Raw genomic sequence first — 15,735 nt, 5'->3', positions numbered from 1 at the left:
TTGTGAGACACGCTTATATTTTCGCTTGTCCCACATTTTTTTTACATTAAATTTTCTTGAATATAGGCCGTGCCCCAATCACTCATGGAGCTGATGATCGGCCGCAATGACTCGCCTAAATCTGTCAGAGAATACTCAACCCGGGGCGGAACCTCAGGAAAAACTTCTCTAGCAACAATCCCGTCCTGTTCCATTTTTCTTAAATTTTCCGTGAGCACCTTCTGACTGATGCCATCGACTGCCTTGTGAATCGCATTAAAACGCTGCGTTCCCTTCAACAATTCCCGCATAATTAATAATTTCCATTTATTTCCAATCAAGTCCACCGTTGTGGCTACCGGACAATAGGGTAATTCATCTTTTGTAAGCATGCATCTTCTCCTTGGTTTCAAAAAGTAAGTAACTAACTGATTTTATATTAGCAAGTCTTTTTGACTTTTTCAACTGGGAGTTGCAAACCAAAAAAAATCTCATCCTTGCTGCGAATTTCCCCATCAATCCGCCGGAAAACTCAACGCCTTCAAAGCCGCTTCATTTAAAATCACATAGCCTTTGCCCTTTTTTTCAAGTAACCCTCAGCAACAAATTGATTGAGAATCCGAAATAAATGGCGATAGCTCAGGCCCACAGAGGCTGCTGTGTCTGTCAAATTATCTTCAAAATAATTTTTGTAGGCATTTTGCCACAGATAAAAGGCCAAACGCTCTTCACCAGCATAAAAAGAAGAAGCCAACTGATTTTTAGAAGTGGTCACAACATTTTCCGCCAAACCTTTGGCTATTAAAGTCACAAATGCCAAATTATTCAACAGCCGCTGTTGATAAATATTTTTTGGAATACCAATACAGATAAATTCCGAAACGGTGATAATCGTCGCTGTGGCGGCTTTATGCTCTGAAATCAATTCGATATCACCAAAAATCCCTGAAGAAATGAAATAGCTCAGCACCAAATTTTTACCATTTGTGGTATAATTACAGACCTTGGCCCGACCAGAAACCACCAGAAAAACATAATCGACTTGGCTGCCCTCGTTTAAAACAGTTTCCCGCGGTTTATAGGTGAAAATTTCACATTTTTGATAATCAGTTGGATCTAGTTGCCAACGAGTTAACACATTTTCATAATTTTTTGAAAATTTCTCTCGTTTCATCAAATCACCCCGCAAAAAGTATGACATATGTCCTAGTTGTTGTAAAACAATTTCCGTTATCATGAACATACAGGAGGTGAGGGAAATGACCTCAATCGAATTGATACTTGCTCTGTTCATGCTGGCAGTGACCATGCTAGTTGTTAAAGTAGTCCGTATTAATACGACCAAAAAAATGTTGCAGCAAGCCAAAAAAGTCCAACAAAATGAAATCCGCTATCAAAAGGCTAACGCTTTGAAATATTACCGGAAACAATTACATGCAGAATAAAAAAACTCAGCTTTGGTTCCTTCAAACCTTAAGCTGAGATTTTTTTGGGGTTGATTATATGAGATTATTCAATTCCCAATGTTTTACCAAATAGAATAATCTAAGCAATATGATGATTATACTTCAAAGATAAATCATTTTAGTTTTTATGCAATACCGAGAACGGATAGTAGCATAGATACAATCACTATGACCAAAATGACCCAATTCAAATTGACTTTTTTAGTTTTCATGAAATATAGTGAGAGTAAGGTTACTGTTAGAGGAACTAAACCAACAAAAATTTGATCTAAAATATCTTGAATCACGAGTGGATTGTCTTCAACTGCTGTATATTCCAAGATAGTTGTAAACGAAACAGTATTAAAGGTCATTCCTCCGGCCATGATAAGTCCAAGTGTGGAGGCGGCTTTAGTGAGGATATCCATTAAACCTTTATCATATAGTTCTTGAATATAGGTTGCTCCCAGACTGTAACCCATAAAACCACTATAATATCGAACAATTATTGAGGGCACATTATACAAAACTAAAAAAACAATGGGCGCTAAAATGTTGCCTTGTTGTCCAAGATTGATTGCAATTCCGGCAGCTAGCACACGTAAAACTCCCCAGAAGATTGAGTCTCCTATGCCTGCCAGAGGTCCCATTAAACTTGTTTTAACAGCAGGAATAGATTCAACATCAAAATCAGGTTTTATACTGTTTTCCTTTTCCATTGCGGCTGATATTCCCATAATAAAAGGAACTACATTTCCTGTTGTATTAAACCAAGTCATGTGTCGTTGCAATGCTTGTCTACGGTCTTCTTCATTTTTATAAAATTTATTGATAAAGGGCATTAAAGAAACACAGAAGTTTACTCCGCCAGATTTTGCAAAACTACCATCAGCATATAATGAAAATGATCTAAAGAACATTTTTCGAATCATTTTTTTCTCATCCGCAGTTATATTATCGAATTTAGCCAAAAAATTCATCCTCCTCTGATAAAACAGTTTCTTCAGGTGTTACCGTATTCACTTTAGTAAATCTAAAGTCATTAACTGCCATAGTAATAACAAAAATTAAACCAAATCCTGCCAACGCTATTAAAGGGATATTTAAGTATGCGACAGCTAAAAATCCTAAGAAATAATAGACAGCTAAAGAATTCGTCCACAACATTTTTAATAAAATTGCCACTCCGACAGCAGGTAATAAACCTCCGCATACTTGCAAACCATTCATAATTACTTCAGGGATGCTATCTACAAAAACTTCCACTGCACTTGAGCCAATTAGAACTGAAATAAAGACAATTATTGGAAACACACAAAATTTAACTACCCACAAAGCATAATGCATTCGAAAAATCGCTTTATCTTTGCCTTCTGCAGCTAAACGGTCGTAAGTGGGTGCAAAAACACTCATAACTACATTCATTAGTGTTTCAACATAGGCAGCTAAAATACCAATCGGCAAAGCTAAAGCAAGTGCTACTTCGTTACCACCACCTAAAATAATGGCAAAACCTGCTCCAAAAACAGTCCCAACGCTAGGATTAGCTGAAACGGCTCCGCCAATATTGACAGCTCCCATGAAAACAGCTTCTAAAGCTGCTCCAATCATCACACCTTTTTCTAAATCTCCTAGAACTAAACCGACCAAAGAGCCAACAACAATTGGCCTATCAAGCATGCTCTGGCCTAAAAGCCAGTTTCCACCAAATGTTACAAAGGTTACTAATGCTAATAACGCTGCTGTGCCTAACATACTATTCCTCCTTAAAATCTGACTCTTTTACTAAATCAGCTAGCTTGGTCTTCTTATCATCAGGTAACATTTGAAAATAAGTTTTAGCATTCAAAGACTCTAATTGCTGAATTTTTTGATAATCGTCAATCGTAATTCTCATCTCTGGTAATATAGATATTCGTTTCTTCTCAGACTGAACCATTCTTCCATAATTACCTAAATTTACATACTCAATTTCTGGTAACTTTTGAGTTAAGGCTAGGGCATCGTCTAAATTATTAACCAATAACAAAATCCGCATATTTTTGGCTTTAGGATTTTCTAATAAAGTAATAGCATCATTCACGCTTTTTATGATAACTTTTACATTGTTAGGAGTTGCCATTTTTAAAGCCATTTGCTGTGTTTTATCATTTGCTACAGTATCATTTGCTACTACGATTCCATCAACTTTAAGCTCTTTTGTCCACATCATTCCAGTCTGTCCATGAATCAGTCTATCGTCTAAGCGTAATGCTACAATCATTTTTTTCCCTCCATATTTTCAATATTAATCAAAAAAGTCGTCTTCAGTTTCCTCAACTTTGCTAATCTTCAATTGATTCCTACTATTTTCAACAATTACGGCTAACCCTCTTGTAAACTCAGCTACTGTCTCAAACTGTGTTAGAAGAATCTCCATCAAAATGGGCAAATTGATTCCAGTAATGATCGTCATAGGCTTTTCATTGTACTCTACAAAGGTGTTTTGGTTTACACTACCACCATAGATGTCAGTGAATACAATATTTAATTTCTCTTCATCGATGGTTCCAAAAAAGTCCCTTAAAGATTCCTTCCAATCTTGATTGTCTTCTAAATAAGCCGGAATTGCTGTTAACTCTACATCGGGTTGATTACCAATTAATACTTTTAAGGCGCTCTCAAAGCCAGTTGCTAAATTTCCGTGGGTAACAATCGCAATTTTTTTATTCATGCTTCTCCTCCTCGATATACTTGAAATATTTAAAATCTGCGACTTTTTTCTTTCCCGATAAATCATTGCAGTGTAATCCGATAAAACTTCCGGTAAAGGCACTCCCTACACTTCCGGTGAAAGGTTTTGCAATATAATCATCTGAAAGTTTGTATGTCTCAAATTCTTTTTCAATCTTAACCCATTTCTGATTATCTTGAGAGAAGAAAAATGAAATTTTTTCTGGTGTCACTTCTACTTTCAAAAAAATCGGTCCTTGCTTTACAGGTAGTTTATTTTCACCCAAAGGCCAGTTCATCACTTGTCCTTCACATTGCATAATATCGATAACTTTACCAAGTTTTTCATCTCGAGAAAGGTACAAGGATATCCAATTTTTTGTATTATAAAAACAGGTAATACCTGCCATTTGTTGAAAATTATCTGGTTCAAATTCTATTTGAGTAACCGTTGTAAAATTTAAACTTTCAAATCTTCTGGCAACCAGTGACTGCTGAAAAACAGAATACAATGATTCCCCACCTATTAAGCGTAAATAACCTGGTCGTTCACTCAGACTACCCATACTATCTGAAAAAGGAACTCGTAAAGTTTGAAATTCATTTGGTAATGTAGTAACAGAAAAATCTCCGTTCCATTTAGCTACATTTATTTTATCTTCTGAAAGACCTCTTGGAGTATCTACTTCGGTTTTGGCAATTTTTCCGCCTTCAACATAAGGCCAGTCGGCATCCCAGTATACTTTTGCAATACTGGTTTCTCTGCCTAAAGGACAGAAACCACGTTCTTCTAAGATAGCTTTTCCAGCACGTTTAATTGGTCGTGCCATTAAATAGGTGATATACCATTCTCCTGAATCAGTCTCAAAGAAATCGGCGTGCCCTGCTTTTTGAATAGAATTTCTTGGATCTGACCATGTAGATAAAATAGGATTTTGAGGATGGACTTCATAAGGCCCATACATTGACCTTGAACGAGCAACGGTAACTGCGTGTTCGTATTTAGTACCTCCTTCAGCTGTAATTAGATAATAAAAGCCATCTTTGAAAAATAGATTTGGGCCCTCAGTCTTTCCTAAATCTGTTCCGGTGAAAATAATTTTTTCTTTTCCAATTAGTTTTTCCTCTTGTGGTGAATACTCTTGAATCGCAATTCCACCATACCAGGGCTTATAATTCCGATAATTATAGATTAGATTTAGCATATATTTTTTTCCATCAATATTATGGAAAAGAGATGGATCAAATCCACTGCTGTTTAAAAATACAGGTTCAGACCATTCACCATCTACTTCGTCCGCAGTCACTAAATAATTATAAACATCTTTAAATGCACGATGCTCTTTCATGTTAGAATAAATTAACCAAAATTTATTGTCGCTATAAGTTAGATTAGGTGCCCATACACCACCACTATCAGGCACACCATACATGTTTAACTGACTCACTCTACTTAACGGACTTGTTACAAACTGCCAATTTTTTAAATCCTTAGATGCATATATTCGGACCCCTGGAAACCACTCGAATGTTGATACGGCAATATAATAAGTGTCTCCTTTTTTACAGATACTTGGATCAGGATTGAATCCTTTTAAAATCGGGTTTATAATCATTGTAAACTCCCTTCTATTTAAAACGCTTTCTATAAATGAATTATAGTTTTTTTAGAAGGTGTTTGAAATATCAAAAATCATGGTGTTTTTACCATTTTTTAATCTGGAGGTTTATGATGAAAGCTGATTTTACTAATATCAGAATGTTACCCAATCAAGATATCTCAATCCGGCTAACATCTGCTCACAAACAAACTGTAAAAATGAACTGGGATGTCGGTGAAGAGATTCACACTTCCTTTGAAATACTAAAAGTAATTGACGGTGAACAAATTTCTTATATCAACGAAGATAAAATACGCCTCAAAAAAGATGACATCATAATATTGCCACCAAAGTTGTTGCATCATAATATCTGTAAAAATGAAACCGGCTTAACCTATTTTTGTATTCACTTTCATATTGATGAACCTACTTTAAATTATGCTCTTGTCAATTCCTTACCTTTAATTATCAAAAACGATTTTGAAAACTATGATCAAATAAATACGGTGATTGCTCAGTGGATTAATTTATTAGATAAAGAAAGTCCCTTTGACTTGATTGATAGTCTAAAAACCCAAACAATTTTTACCGAGCTACTTATTGTGTTATCAACATTATTTATCGCTGAAAAAAAGAACACCAACTCTTTGGGCTTTTTTTATGCAAGCGAATTGGCTCAAACCATTAAACGAAATTTTAGAGAGTATTCGACTAGTCAAGGTTTTAGAGACAAAAATAAGTTGAGTATTAATGCTATGATAAAAGAAATTGGTATTAGCCAAAACCATGCTATCAACGTTTTTAAAGAGGTTTATGGTATATCTCCTAAAAAATATTTAGATGATTTGAAGTATCAAGAAGCCAAATTATTATTACAATATCCATTTTCTTCCATTGAGCAAATAGCCGATCGAATAGGCTACAGTACCTCCAGTCACTTTAGTCGGCAATTTAAACTTTGGAGTGGCCATTCCCCTTTGCAATATCGTAAATTAAAAAGCACGGATTTATAATCAAACCTTCGTTCATAAATTTTTTTCAACATCTGAAAGTTGCCTGATGTCTTAATGGCATTTTTTAATGATACGATTCTCAATCTTTTTCTTGATTGCAAAAAAGCTCATCGACGGCAATCGATGAGCAAAAATGTGTCTTATTAGGATGTGTCTATAATAGTCTGGAAATTTTTTGATTTTATATTTCTAAAGCTCGATATATCTCTAAAAAGCCAGGAACCCCTTTTTCAGTATCTTTATTTAAAAAAACTTAAAGTGATAGCTTGTCATCGCTATGAATAGTTTCTAATCTCCACCACTAACAGCGTAACACCCCTCCAAAAAATTTTGTCCTCCAACAATTTATCCACTTATTCTGAAAGCACTAATATTAATCGTGAATTTTTAAACCGTTCAACATTTCTGCGGCACTTGCATCCAAATAATTGATAGCTTCACTGTGGCCCAAGTCAAGGGCAGCAATTTTTTCCATATCGGTATCTGACAAGTTAAAATCAAAGACATTTAAATTGTCTTTCATCCGTTCTGGATTGGTGGATTTAGGTATTACAACCACGCCCCGTTGGACATGCCAGCGTAAAATAATTTGGCCGACTGATTTTTGATAGGTTTTTGCTAAGTCAACCAAAACCGGCTGAGTGAAGATGCCTTGGCCACCTTGTGAAAAAGGTCCCCATGATTCAATTTGAACGTCGTATTTTTTCATGGTTTCCAGCGCTGTTTTTTGTTGGAAGAAAGGATGGGTTTCCACTTGGTCTAATGCTGGTGTGATGTGATTGTTTAAAATCAAATCAGCCAAGCGGGCATCATCAAAATTGCTGACACCAATTGCCCGCACTTTTTTGGCTGCATATAATTCTTCCATGGCCCGCCAAGCACCATAATAGTCGCCGAAGGGTTGATGAATCAAATACAAATCTAAATAATCTAAACCTAGACGAGTCAAGCTGGCTTGGTAAGCCGCTTTTGCTTTATCATAGCTGGCGTCTTGGACCCATAATTTTGAGGTGATAAATAATTCTTCTCTAGGCACGCCGCTGTTAGCGATGGCTCGGCCGACAGCTTCTTCATTAAAATAGGCCGACGATGTATCAAAGGAACGGTAGCCGGCTTTGATAGCTTCGCCGACAATTCTTTCCGTTTCCTTGTCATCTGTCAGTTGATAAACTCCAAAACCGATGATAGGCATTTGAATGCCGTTGTTTAATGTTACATATTCCATAATAAATTTCTCCTTTTACATTCTGACTTCATTAAATGATTTGGCAATGTCTGCTGTTAAATGATCGACAATTTTAAAACCAGTCTCCAATAATTGAATTGCCTCCATATCTGTTGGGCTCAATTCAAAATCAAAGACATCAATATTTTGCTGCATCCGTTGGACATTGGCTGACTTGGGAATCACGACCGTTCCCCTTTGCAGCTGCCAACGAAGCATAACTTGTGCTGGAGACTTATCGTATTTTTCAGCAATCTTTATTAAGGTATCATTTTGAAAAATATTGCCATTTCCTTCTGCAAATGGCGCCCAAGCTTCCGCCTGCACATCGTATTCCTTCATAACTTCCAAAGCTCGGCGTTGTTGCCGCAGAGGATGAATTTCGATTTGATTGACAGCCGGTTTAATTTCGCTGTTCATAATCAGATCGACTAAACGATCCTCACTGAAATTACTGACACCAATCGCCCGAATTTTGCCGGCTTGATACAATTCCTCCATGGCCCGCCACGAACCATAATAATCGTTAAAAGGGACGTGAATTAGATACAAATCGACATAATCTAAGCCCAGCTTATCCAATGATGTTTGAAAAGCTTTTTTGGTTGCCTCATAACCGGCATCCTGCAGCCAAAGTTTCGTTGTAACAAAAATTTCTTCTCGGGGAATCGCACTTTTGTCAATTGCTTTACCGACGGCTTCTTCATTTAAATAAGTTGCCGCCGTATCAATCAAGCGATAACCAGCTGTTAACGCGGAGCTGACAATTGCTTCACTTTCTTTTAAATCCGGGATTTGAAACACGCCAAACCCTAATTGTGGCATCTTAACACCATTATTTAAGGTAACATAATCCATTTTATTTTCTTCCTTTCTGTGTTGCTTCATTGCTGTGAACTTAGATTAACACCTTCTCGTTTGTCTGAGAATTTGAAAAATGTTAAGATGGCGTTAACTAACAGTTAATGCAAAGGAGTTAGCTATGTATAATCATCTCTTAGATACCTTTATCAAAGTGGCCGACACCGGCAGTTTTGCCAAAGCGGCTGAAGCGCTGTTTATCTCCGCCCCTGCTGTGATGAAGCAGATGAATTTATTAGAAGAACAATTGGATTTGCAATTAATCGAGCGGACCCATCAAGGCATCACCTTGACCGAGGTCGGCCAATCCGTCTACACAGACGCAAAAAAAATCATTGCTTTTTCGAAAGAAGCAATGACTCGTGCAGATAATTTATTAACGGATAATCCATGGAAAATAAAAATTGGCAGCTCTATTTTGAATCCCAGCCAGCAAATTTCTCAGCTGCTGAATCAAGTGCTAAAGGAAAATAATCGTTTTTCCTTTGAAATCGTGCCCTTCGATGATAATCGCGAAACAATTATCTCAGTTTTACATCAACTAGGAGAAACTTACGACATCATTCCCGGCTCCTATACCGCCGATATCACCGAAAAGCTGGCTAATTATTTAGAACTATATCCCGTCACATTTACTATTGCCGTGCCCAGAAGCCATCCGCTGGCCCAAAAGGAAAAACTAGAAATCAGCGACTTATTTGGTGAAACACTGGTCTCAGGAAAAAGTTCTTCCAATCGCCCCGTCGGCCAGCTGCAGGCAGACCTAGCGAAAAAATATCCCGAAATTCAACAGGAAATCACATCAGAATTTTACGACATGAATGTCTTTAATAAATATGACCAGTCCGACAAATTATTGCTTTCTTTACCTCAATGGCAATACGTGCAGCCGAATTTTGTGACGCTGCCTATCAATTGGTCTTATCAAAATATTTTTGGCTTGCTATACCCCTTACATCCCAGTCGAGAGGTGAAAAAGTTTTTAGAGTATGTTGCTCTTGTGCAGAGAAGAGGGTAGATAATCTGTAGCGTGATATTTAAAATCACGCTTTTTGAGCTAAGCTAGCGGAAATATCTAACTAACTGTCTAAGCTCACAAAACTGATTTAAGGCTTTTTTCATTTAGAAAAAATTAGATTTGCTAAAAAATTTTTACTTGAAAATACCTTGAGCGGCTGTGACATTAATCTTATTAACAGATGGAATCCCGAATTGTATTTGTCTCTGTAGTCCAGTGGGTCCTTGAGGCAGAAAGTACAGTGTGCGACTGCTAGCCAGTAAATCTTCATCGTAAACTCTCACTATTTAGTAATGCTTGCCAGATAATGCTCGGAAAAATCAGTTCTGTTTTCACTAATGCCACAGCTTCTCATTTTTGCTTCAGTTCATCTTTTAAAATATTCTCCTCTAACCATCTTGCTACCCCATCGTGATTGTTATCATCCACGGTAATATTATTTGCCACCGTCTTAACCTCAGGCAGAGCATTTTTCATAGCAACGCCTCTGCCAGCTTTTTGAAGCATTTCACAATCAATCAAATCATCCCCAAAGGAAATTAGCTTTTCCGCAGGTAAATTGTGATAGGCGAGAATCCTCGTTAAGCCACCCCATTTGGTAGCCTGCTCTTTAGTTATCATAGCCAATTTTCCCTCAGCAATAGATAAATGCAGTCCTTGTTTTAACCAACTTTTATCAAAAAATTGATTTTCACCTAATGGTACTAAAATTTTCAAAATATCATCATGAGTAGCAGTTCTGAAATTTTCCTTAGCAAAGGTGACATCAGGCCATAATGACGAACAATCAAAATTAGCATAACGATTTGTGATCGTTTCGATGGCCACATTTGCCTGGCCCGTCACCTCGCTGATATTTTGAATGATAGCATACGCAGCTTGTTGCTCGATTACAGCGTATTCCTCTTTGGAGTCTGCCAACAAGACGTGGGCGCCATTTTGAAAAATCGCCGCATCAAAGGGCAAATCCCCTATCAGTTTCAAAGCGGCATCCTTTGGTCTAGCAGTAGCTATCACAAAAATAAAACCCGCTGATTTAAGCTTTTCAATAACCATTTTTGTGTATTCGCTTAGTGTTTTATCTTCTTTTAAAAGCGTTCCATCTAAATCACTGACAATGATTTTCTTCATTTTTTTACCTCCATTTTTTGAATTTCCAGTTCCAAAAAAATTTTAAATTATTCATATATTACTAAAGTTCCTGAAAACTTTAAATCAAAAATTACATAAAATGCTGCAAAGCAATTTTTTTCATGACGATTCTGCTTAAAAAGCGGTGATTTGTAAAAAGCAAAATATTTTATGGAACGTTAAAGAAGAAAAACAACCTTTTGCGGATTAATAAATTCTAAAAGAGGTAAAAAAAGGTATCATTACAACAAAAGTTGCAGAAAATCTTCTGATTACACTAGAGGACACGGCAACATTTTCCTAAACAATGCAGAAAAAACCTAATCTCCCATTACTTTGTTTCAAATATGAAACATAATTTTTCCCCATTGGATTAAAGCTGTACACTGAATACAAATCAAAGAAGAAAACAGAGAGAAGGAAGACCTATGAATACCATTACTTTAGAAAAAAAATCAGCCCGCCAACTTCATTTAACCGTTTTGAGCAGTTTGTTTGGCGATTTTGGCAGCAGTATTTTTACTTTTGGTTTGAGCTTTATGTTATTGGAGCGAACAGGCTCCGTCTATAGCTTTGCGTTATCAGCAATTATTTCTCCGATTATTGGCTTGGTTCTTTTGCCCTTTGTGGGACCGCTGATTGATAAGTATTCCAGAAAATTAATTATTATTCTTAGTCAATCCTTCACAATAGTTGGTCTGCTTGCTTATTGGATGGCCTTTCCTTATATTCAAAATCATTTATTGGCAGCTTCTGTTGTCTTAATCGCTATTTTGAAAGTCAGTGATCAATTTACTTCAACTGCACGTCAAGCATCCACCATCCATTTAGTGATTGAAAAACATTTGAGCAAATTGTCCGCCTATTCGCAAATGACTTCTTCAACCGCTGGTGTTATCTCATCAATCTTTGGAGCATTCTTTTACACGTTGCTACCATTTTATTTGTTTATCCTATTAGAACTAATGACTGAAATCCTAACCTTAGTTTTTACAAGTTTACTAAATTTCAACTTCCAAAAAGCGGCTGAAAAAGCCGCTCCCGTAAAACAATCTCAACTAACCCTCTTTAAAGAAGGCCTGCAATTTATCAAGGGGCAAAAATACCTACTTTTCGGAATGACTTTAGCGTTATCAGTCAACTTTTTCTTAGGAATTTTCAGCGTTGGCTTACCAGTTTTATTTCTCCAAGCTTTAAAAGCCAGCAATTTACAATTTGGTTTTGGTGAAGCCATTAACGGTTTCGGGTTTTAATCGGCGGCATCCTAATCAAAAAACAACAGGATGTTTCAGAGCCAATCCAACATCTCTACAACAAATGTTTGCAGTTAGGCCTATTAATCACTCTGTTTGGCTTTGTCGTTTTGATACCTGCTAATTTTTTAGGCATTCTAGCTGTCTACGGTTTGATGTTTATTAGTGGTTATTTAATTGTAACTTTAAATGTGCCCTATACTGTCTGGCTGCAAAAAAATATTCCTCACCAGCTACAAGGTCGGGTTTTTAGCGTAATGTCCACTTGCGGAATGGCCATCATGCCGATTAGTATTTTACTTTTTGGTTATCTGTTTGATTTGACAGCTGTCTCGACTGTTGTTTTATGCAGTATCCTTTTTGTCGCAACAGGCATGCTACTCATTATTTTTACTATCATGACCTCCAAGCTTTCTAAGCTGAAACTTAATGAAGCCGTGATTATTCCTGAATAAATTCTAGCCAAAATATATTTAAACATCCTGAACTTACTGCAACAACTAGCACTAACTGATTGTTGCGATTAAGTTCAGGATGTTTTTAGTGTAACTATTTTAAAATTTCTACTATCCTAATAAATTTTGCATTGTTTCTTACAATGAAAAACCGGCAGACCATTCTATGATAGAATTTAACTAAGAGGTGAGCTGCATGTCGAATAAACCAGAAAAAAACAAAGATTTAGTTCCGTTACTTTATAAATTCATTTTTGTCATTGCCTTGAGTATTTTAACCTTAGAAATCCTTTATTTCTTTGTGTTTCAAGTAACTCCACTAAATTATAGCACGCTGACAGGCCTTGTGCTTCTAGCCTATTCGTATAAAAATATCTTTCTCAAAAATTAAGTCGGCATACCCCGGCAAAAAAGCTATCAAAACGCACAGTTTAAGGCAGCCGCTATTAATTTACCTGACAAAATGGCTTCTTGTTCAGCCCACTTGCCACTATGATATAATTATCTAAAAGGGGAAATGAGCATGAAACAACTAAGAAGATCTTCTACTGATAAGGTGATTGCGGGTGTCTGCGGCGGTTTAGCAGAATACTTTGGCGCCCCGGCCATCATGTTTCGTCTGCTTTTTCTGTTGCCCGGATTGGTGATTCCCTACATCATCTTAGCTTTATTTTTACCCAGTTCAACTAGTTGGTGATTTCGCAAATTGAAAAGGAGAGCTCTTGACATGAAAAATTATTATGGAGTTACTGCTGCAATTAATCTGGTTGCTGCGATTATTATTATGATTTTGCCGGGAAACCTGACAAAAATTGCTGGCGTGCTGTTTTTACTAAATGCAATTACCAACGGCTTTTTCTTTGTTAAAAAGACCAAAGCCAGTAAGTAAATTTTCTTGCTTCGCTAAAAATAGCTGAGGGATTGTGCTGAGTAGTTTGTTTTAGTTGTGAGGGTGTGAAGGTTGAGATTTTGATGTTCAAGTTTTTTGTGGTTGTTAAATGATACATTGGTTGCGCACTAAAATAGTAATAACTTAACATCTGAATACTAGTAGAAACGGCTGTTCAGGCCGTTTCTTTTTTAATTTTTTTGATGCCCATTTATTTCATAACTGCTCAAATTTTTACTAAAGTTCACCAAGCAGAAAACTGAGGGAAGTTTCCGCAGCCTGATTAATTTAAAAATAAGTGTCGCTGAACACATTTAATAGGCTATTGGCTAAGGAAAAAACAAGATATACGACTGCCAGCCTAAGAGAATAGCTTTTGTAAATCACCAGTGCCGTTGATAGATAGATCACAAATTCAATAGATAATCGAATTGGAATCGATGCTCTAGTTGTTGAAGCGGGTGCCACAAAAAAGGCCCATAAAAGAATAAAAAGCGTCGGCAGTATAAGGCCAACCAAAATATTTAGCGGAAATTTTTGTTTTGAAAAACCAGCGATGACTAAAATCACAACGCTGCCTATTTCAAGCAGAAACCTTAGTCCAGAATTGATTAGAAAAATGATGTCCATTTGCTTGTCACTGCTCCTTAATTGTCGGATTAGTCAGCCACGCTGGCTGCTCGCTTTCGCCAAAATTATTTTCAACCTCAGTCCCATGACATATGCTTAAAAGCGACTTTGGATATTTTTCTAAAATAGTGCGCCCACTTTTTAGCGCCAAGGGTAAATCTGCTGTGTATTGTTTCATTGGCGGTTTTAACTGACCGGCACCATTTGTTGTAAATAAATCGCCGGCAATTAGTACATCATCCTCGGCATGATAAAAACAATGGTGCCCTGGTGAATGGCCGGGCGTGAAGACGGCCTCGATACCCGCATCCTTTTGCAGCTGTTGACCCGACTCACTTTCCAAACTTAGAAAGGTCGACAAAGGAAAAACTTTTTTCTCGGTTTTTTTCCTTTTAGGATAGGGTTTCTCCCCACTAATATACGGGAATTCCAGCTGAGAAATAAGTACAGGCGCATTTGGAAAACTCTGTTTTAATGTAACAACACCGCCGATATGATCAGAATGACCATGCGTTAAAAAGACTGCCCCCAGCTTCTGATTTTCCATGTAGTTGTTTAAAAGGTAGCTGGCCATCTTACCCATGCCAGAATCGATTAGGTAATAGCGCCCCTCCTGCTCCACTCGCCAACAACTAACTACCATGATGCCTAAGTTGAATTCAAATTTTTCAATGTGTTGGCTAATAATTTTTTTCTTCGTGATGATTGGATAAAATAGTGTAGTCAAGGTAGTCCCTCACAATCGTTTGAATTCGTTTCAAGTCCTGTTGTTCTTCATTTTCATAGGTCATAATTATGCCATGGAGAAAAAAGAAAACACCCCTCACAATGTTGATTTTTTTCTCTTCCGCCAAATCCGCCGGCAGCCATTCAATAATTGCTTCCCGCAATAACTCAAGGCTCTTCATGCGATTTTTACTCAAAAGAGCTGAATAGCTTGGTAAATCCACCCGCTCCCCCTCATATAGCGAAACCAATTTGTAAATATTTTTCTGTTCAAAGCCAAAAGCAATATAGTGATTGCACAGGCTGAATAATTTTTCCGCCGGCTCTTGATTGCTTTTGGTAATTTCCAAAAGTTCTTCAAATAAATTTTCCAACGGCTCCAAGGCAATTGCTCGAATAATTTCTTCCTTGCTTTTAAAATACAAATAAATCGTCGTATGGGAAATACCAGATTTTTCAGCGATTTCCCTCACAGTAACTTGACTCGCATCCTTTTCAGCAAATAAATTTCGGGATACACTTAAAATTTTTTTCTCTGTATTATTCATCTAATAATCCTTTCAAATTAATACCTAACCATTGGTTATATCATACGTGTCCAAATTTTAATTGTCAATTATTCTGAAACAAAAATCAAAAGTTTTTCGAAAAATAGGTTCTCCTCCGATTTATTTAGAAAATAAATCGAGGTAGAAAAAAATAAAATCCGATTAACTGAATGCCTCACCTTGATTTTATTTCTCAATATAATAAATAAAATTATTTAAAAACGAGAAATTTAAATAATTTATTTAAAA

The 15,735-nt window shown here is 36.7% G+C and carries 21 protein-coding genes; 8 read left to right on the top strand and 13 right to left on the bottom strand.

Features of this window, described 5'->3' with window-relative positions:
- Positions 1-41: 41 nt before the first annotated feature.
- The gene (locus ORH16_RS14100) at positions 42-371 is read right to left on the bottom strand and encodes a winged helix-turn-helix transcriptional regulator (protein ID WP_265459489.1); all 330 of its coding nucleotides are present in this window, start codon (positions 369-371) and stop codon (positions 42-44) included.
- A gap of 170 nt (positions 372-541) precedes the next feature.
- Positions 542-1,153, bottom strand: coding sequence for a cyclic nucleotide-binding domain-containing protein (locus tag ORH16_RS14095; RefSeq protein ID WP_265459488.1), 612 nt, complete (start codon positions 1,151-1,153; stop codon positions 542-544).
- An 85-nt stretch (positions 1,154-1,238) separates the two neighbouring features.
- On the opposite strand from ORH16_RS14095, the gene ORH16_RS14090 reads away from it, so the two are divergent.
- A complete protein-coding gene (locus ORH16_RS14090) occupies positions 1,239-1,424 on the top strand; it encodes a hypothetical protein (RefSeq protein ID WP_265459487.1) in 186 nt (61 codons plus the stop codon).
- A gap of 146 nt (positions 1,425-1,570) precedes the next feature.
- Here the strand turns inward: ORH16_RS14090 and ORH16_RS14085 are convergent, their stop codons facing one another.
- From ORH16_RS14085 to ORH16_RS14065, 5 genes are read right to left on the bottom strand one after another with little or no spacing between them, the layout of a single operon-like run.
- Positions 1,571-2,404, bottom strand: a complete 834-nt coding sequence (locus ORH16_RS14085; RefSeq protein ID WP_265459486.1) for a PTS system mannose/fructose/sorbose family transporter subunit IID — start codon at positions 2,402-2,404, stop codon at positions 1,571-1,573.
- Positions 2,388-3,179 carry a PTS mannose/fructose/sorbose/N-acetylgalactosamine transporter subunit IIC gene (locus ORH16_RS14080; protein ID WP_265459485.1) on the bottom strand — a complete coding sequence of 264 codons (792 nt, stop codon included), beginning with the start codon at positions 3,177-3,179 and terminating at the stop codon, positions 2,388-2,390. Before ORH16_RS14080 ends, ORH16_RS14085 begins: the two co-directional genes overlap by 17 nt.
- Before the next feature lies 1 nt (position 3,180).
- On the bottom strand, positions 3,181-3,687 hold the full coding sequence (locus ORH16_RS14075) for a PTS sugar transporter subunit IIB (protein WP_265459484.1): 507 nt from the start codon (positions 3,685-3,687) through the stop codon (positions 3,181-3,183).
- Positions 3,688-3,711: 24 nt separating this feature from the next.
- Positions 3,712-4,137 carry a PTS sugar transporter subunit IIA gene (locus ORH16_RS14070; protein WP_265459483.1) on the bottom strand — a complete coding sequence of 142 codons (426 nt, stop codon included), beginning with the start codon at positions 4,135-4,137 and terminating at the stop codon, positions 3,712-3,714.
- Positions 4,130-5,752: a glycoside hydrolase family 43 protein gene (locus ORH16_RS14065; protein WP_265459482.1), complete on the bottom strand. Its 1,623-nt coding sequence runs from the start codon at positions 5,750-5,752 to the stop codon at positions 4,130-4,132. The genes ORH16_RS14070 and ORH16_RS14065 overlap by 8 nt, the downstream gene beginning before the upstream one ends.
- Before the next feature lie 116 nt (positions 5,753-5,868).
- Between ORH16_RS14065 and ORH16_RS14060 the strand changes: the two genes are divergently transcribed.
- The gene (locus tag ORH16_RS14060; protein WP_265459481.1) at positions 5,869-6,750 is read left to right on the top strand and encodes an AraC family transcriptional regulator; all 882 of its coding nucleotides are present in this window, start codon (positions 5,869-5,871) and stop codon (positions 6,748-6,750) included.
- Positions 6,751-7,123: 373 nt separating this feature from the next.
- Here the strand turns inward: ORH16_RS14060 and ORH16_RS14055 are convergent, their stop codons facing one another.
- Together ORH16_RS14055 and ORH16_RS14050 are read right to left on the bottom strand one after the other, a co-directional pair.
- Entirely contained in the window at positions 7,124-7,975 is an 852-nt protein-coding gene (locus ORH16_RS14055; protein WP_265459480.1) for an aldo/keto reductase, read from the bottom strand.
- Positions 7,976-7,990: 15 nt separating this feature from the next.
- The gene (locus tag ORH16_RS14050) at positions 7,991-8,833 is read right to left on the bottom strand and encodes an aldo/keto reductase (protein WP_265459479.1); all 843 of its coding nucleotides are present in this window, start codon (positions 8,831-8,833) and stop codon (positions 7,991-7,993) included.
- A gap of 124 nt (positions 8,834-8,957) precedes the next feature.
- Between ORH16_RS14050 and ORH16_RS14045 the strand changes: the two genes are divergently transcribed.
- Positions 8,958-9,854, top strand: a complete 897-nt coding sequence (locus tag ORH16_RS14045) for a LysR family transcriptional regulator (protein ID WP_265459478.1) — start codon at positions 8,958-8,960, stop codon at positions 9,852-9,854.
- Positions 9,855-10,205: 351 nt separating this feature from the next.
- On the opposite strand, the gene ORH16_RS14040 is transcribed toward ORH16_RS14045, so the two are convergent.
- The gene (locus ORH16_RS14040) at positions 10,206-10,985 is read right to left on the bottom strand and encodes an HAD-IIB family hydrolase (protein ID WP_265459477.1); all 780 of its coding nucleotides are present in this window, start codon (positions 10,983-10,985) and stop codon (positions 10,206-10,208) included.
- Positions 10,986-11,413: 428 nt separating this feature from the next.
- Between ORH16_RS14040 and ORH16_RS14035 the strand changes: the two genes are divergently transcribed.
- From ORH16_RS14035 to ORH16_RS14015, 5 genes are all read left to right on the top strand, one after another.
- Entirely contained in the window at positions 11,414-12,238 is an 825-nt protein-coding gene (locus ORH16_RS14035) for an MFS transporter (protein WP_265459476.1), read from the top strand.
- A 152-nt stretch (positions 12,239-12,390) separates the two neighbouring features.
- Positions 12,391-12,693 (top strand): hypothetical protein, encoded by a 303-nt coding sequence (locus ORH16_RS14030; RefSeq protein ID WP_265459475.1) that lies wholly within the window; start codon positions 12,391-12,393, stop codon positions 12,691-12,693.
- Between the two features lie 196 nt (positions 12,694-12,889).
- Complete coding sequence (locus tag ORH16_RS14025) at positions 12,890-13,084, top strand: hypothetical protein (RefSeq protein WP_265459474.1); 195 nt, start codon at positions 12,890-12,892, stop codon at positions 13,082-13,084.
- A gap of 132 nt (positions 13,085-13,216) precedes the next feature.
- Positions 13,217-13,390 carry a PspC domain-containing protein gene (locus ORH16_RS14020; RefSeq protein WP_265459473.1) on the top strand — a complete coding sequence of 58 codons (174 nt, stop codon included), beginning with the start codon at positions 13,217-13,219 and terminating at the stop codon, positions 13,388-13,390.
- Positions 13,391-13,420: 30 nt separating this feature from the next.
- Entirely contained in the window at positions 13,421-13,582 is a 162-nt protein-coding gene (locus ORH16_RS14015; protein ID WP_265459472.1) for a hypothetical protein, read from the top strand.
- A 288-nt stretch (positions 13,583-13,870) separates the two neighbouring features.
- On the opposite strand, the gene ORH16_RS14010 is transcribed toward ORH16_RS14015, so the two are convergent.
- From ORH16_RS14010 to ORH16_RS14000, 3 genes are read right to left on the bottom strand one after another with little or no spacing between them, the layout of a single operon-like run.
- Positions 13,871-14,212 (bottom strand): YrdB family protein, encoded by a 342-nt coding sequence (locus ORH16_RS14010; RefSeq protein WP_265459471.1) that lies wholly within the window; start codon positions 14,210-14,212, stop codon positions 13,871-13,873.
- A 7-nt stretch (positions 14,213-14,219) separates the two neighbouring features.
- The gene (locus ORH16_RS14005; protein WP_265459470.1) at positions 14,220-14,939 is read right to left on the bottom strand and encodes an MBL fold metallo-hydrolase; all 720 of its coding nucleotides are present in this window, start codon (positions 14,937-14,939) and stop codon (positions 14,220-14,222) included.
- On the bottom strand, positions 14,893-15,486 hold the full coding sequence (locus ORH16_RS14000; RefSeq protein ID WP_265459469.1) for a TetR/AcrR family transcriptional regulator: 594 nt from the start codon (positions 15,484-15,486) through the stop codon (positions 14,893-14,895). Before ORH16_RS14000 ends, ORH16_RS14005 begins: the two co-directional genes overlap by 47 nt.
- Positions 15,487-15,735 lie beyond the last annotated feature (249 nt).

Origin of the sequence: Enterococcus sp. HY326 (assembly GCF_026157065.1) — a bacterium.
In the GTDB taxonomy this organism is placed as follows: Bacteria; Bacillota; Bacilli; order Lactobacillales; family Enterococcaceae; genus HY326.
Note: the sequence above shows the minus strand (reverse complement) of the source record. Positions and strands in the feature narration are given on the sequence as shown.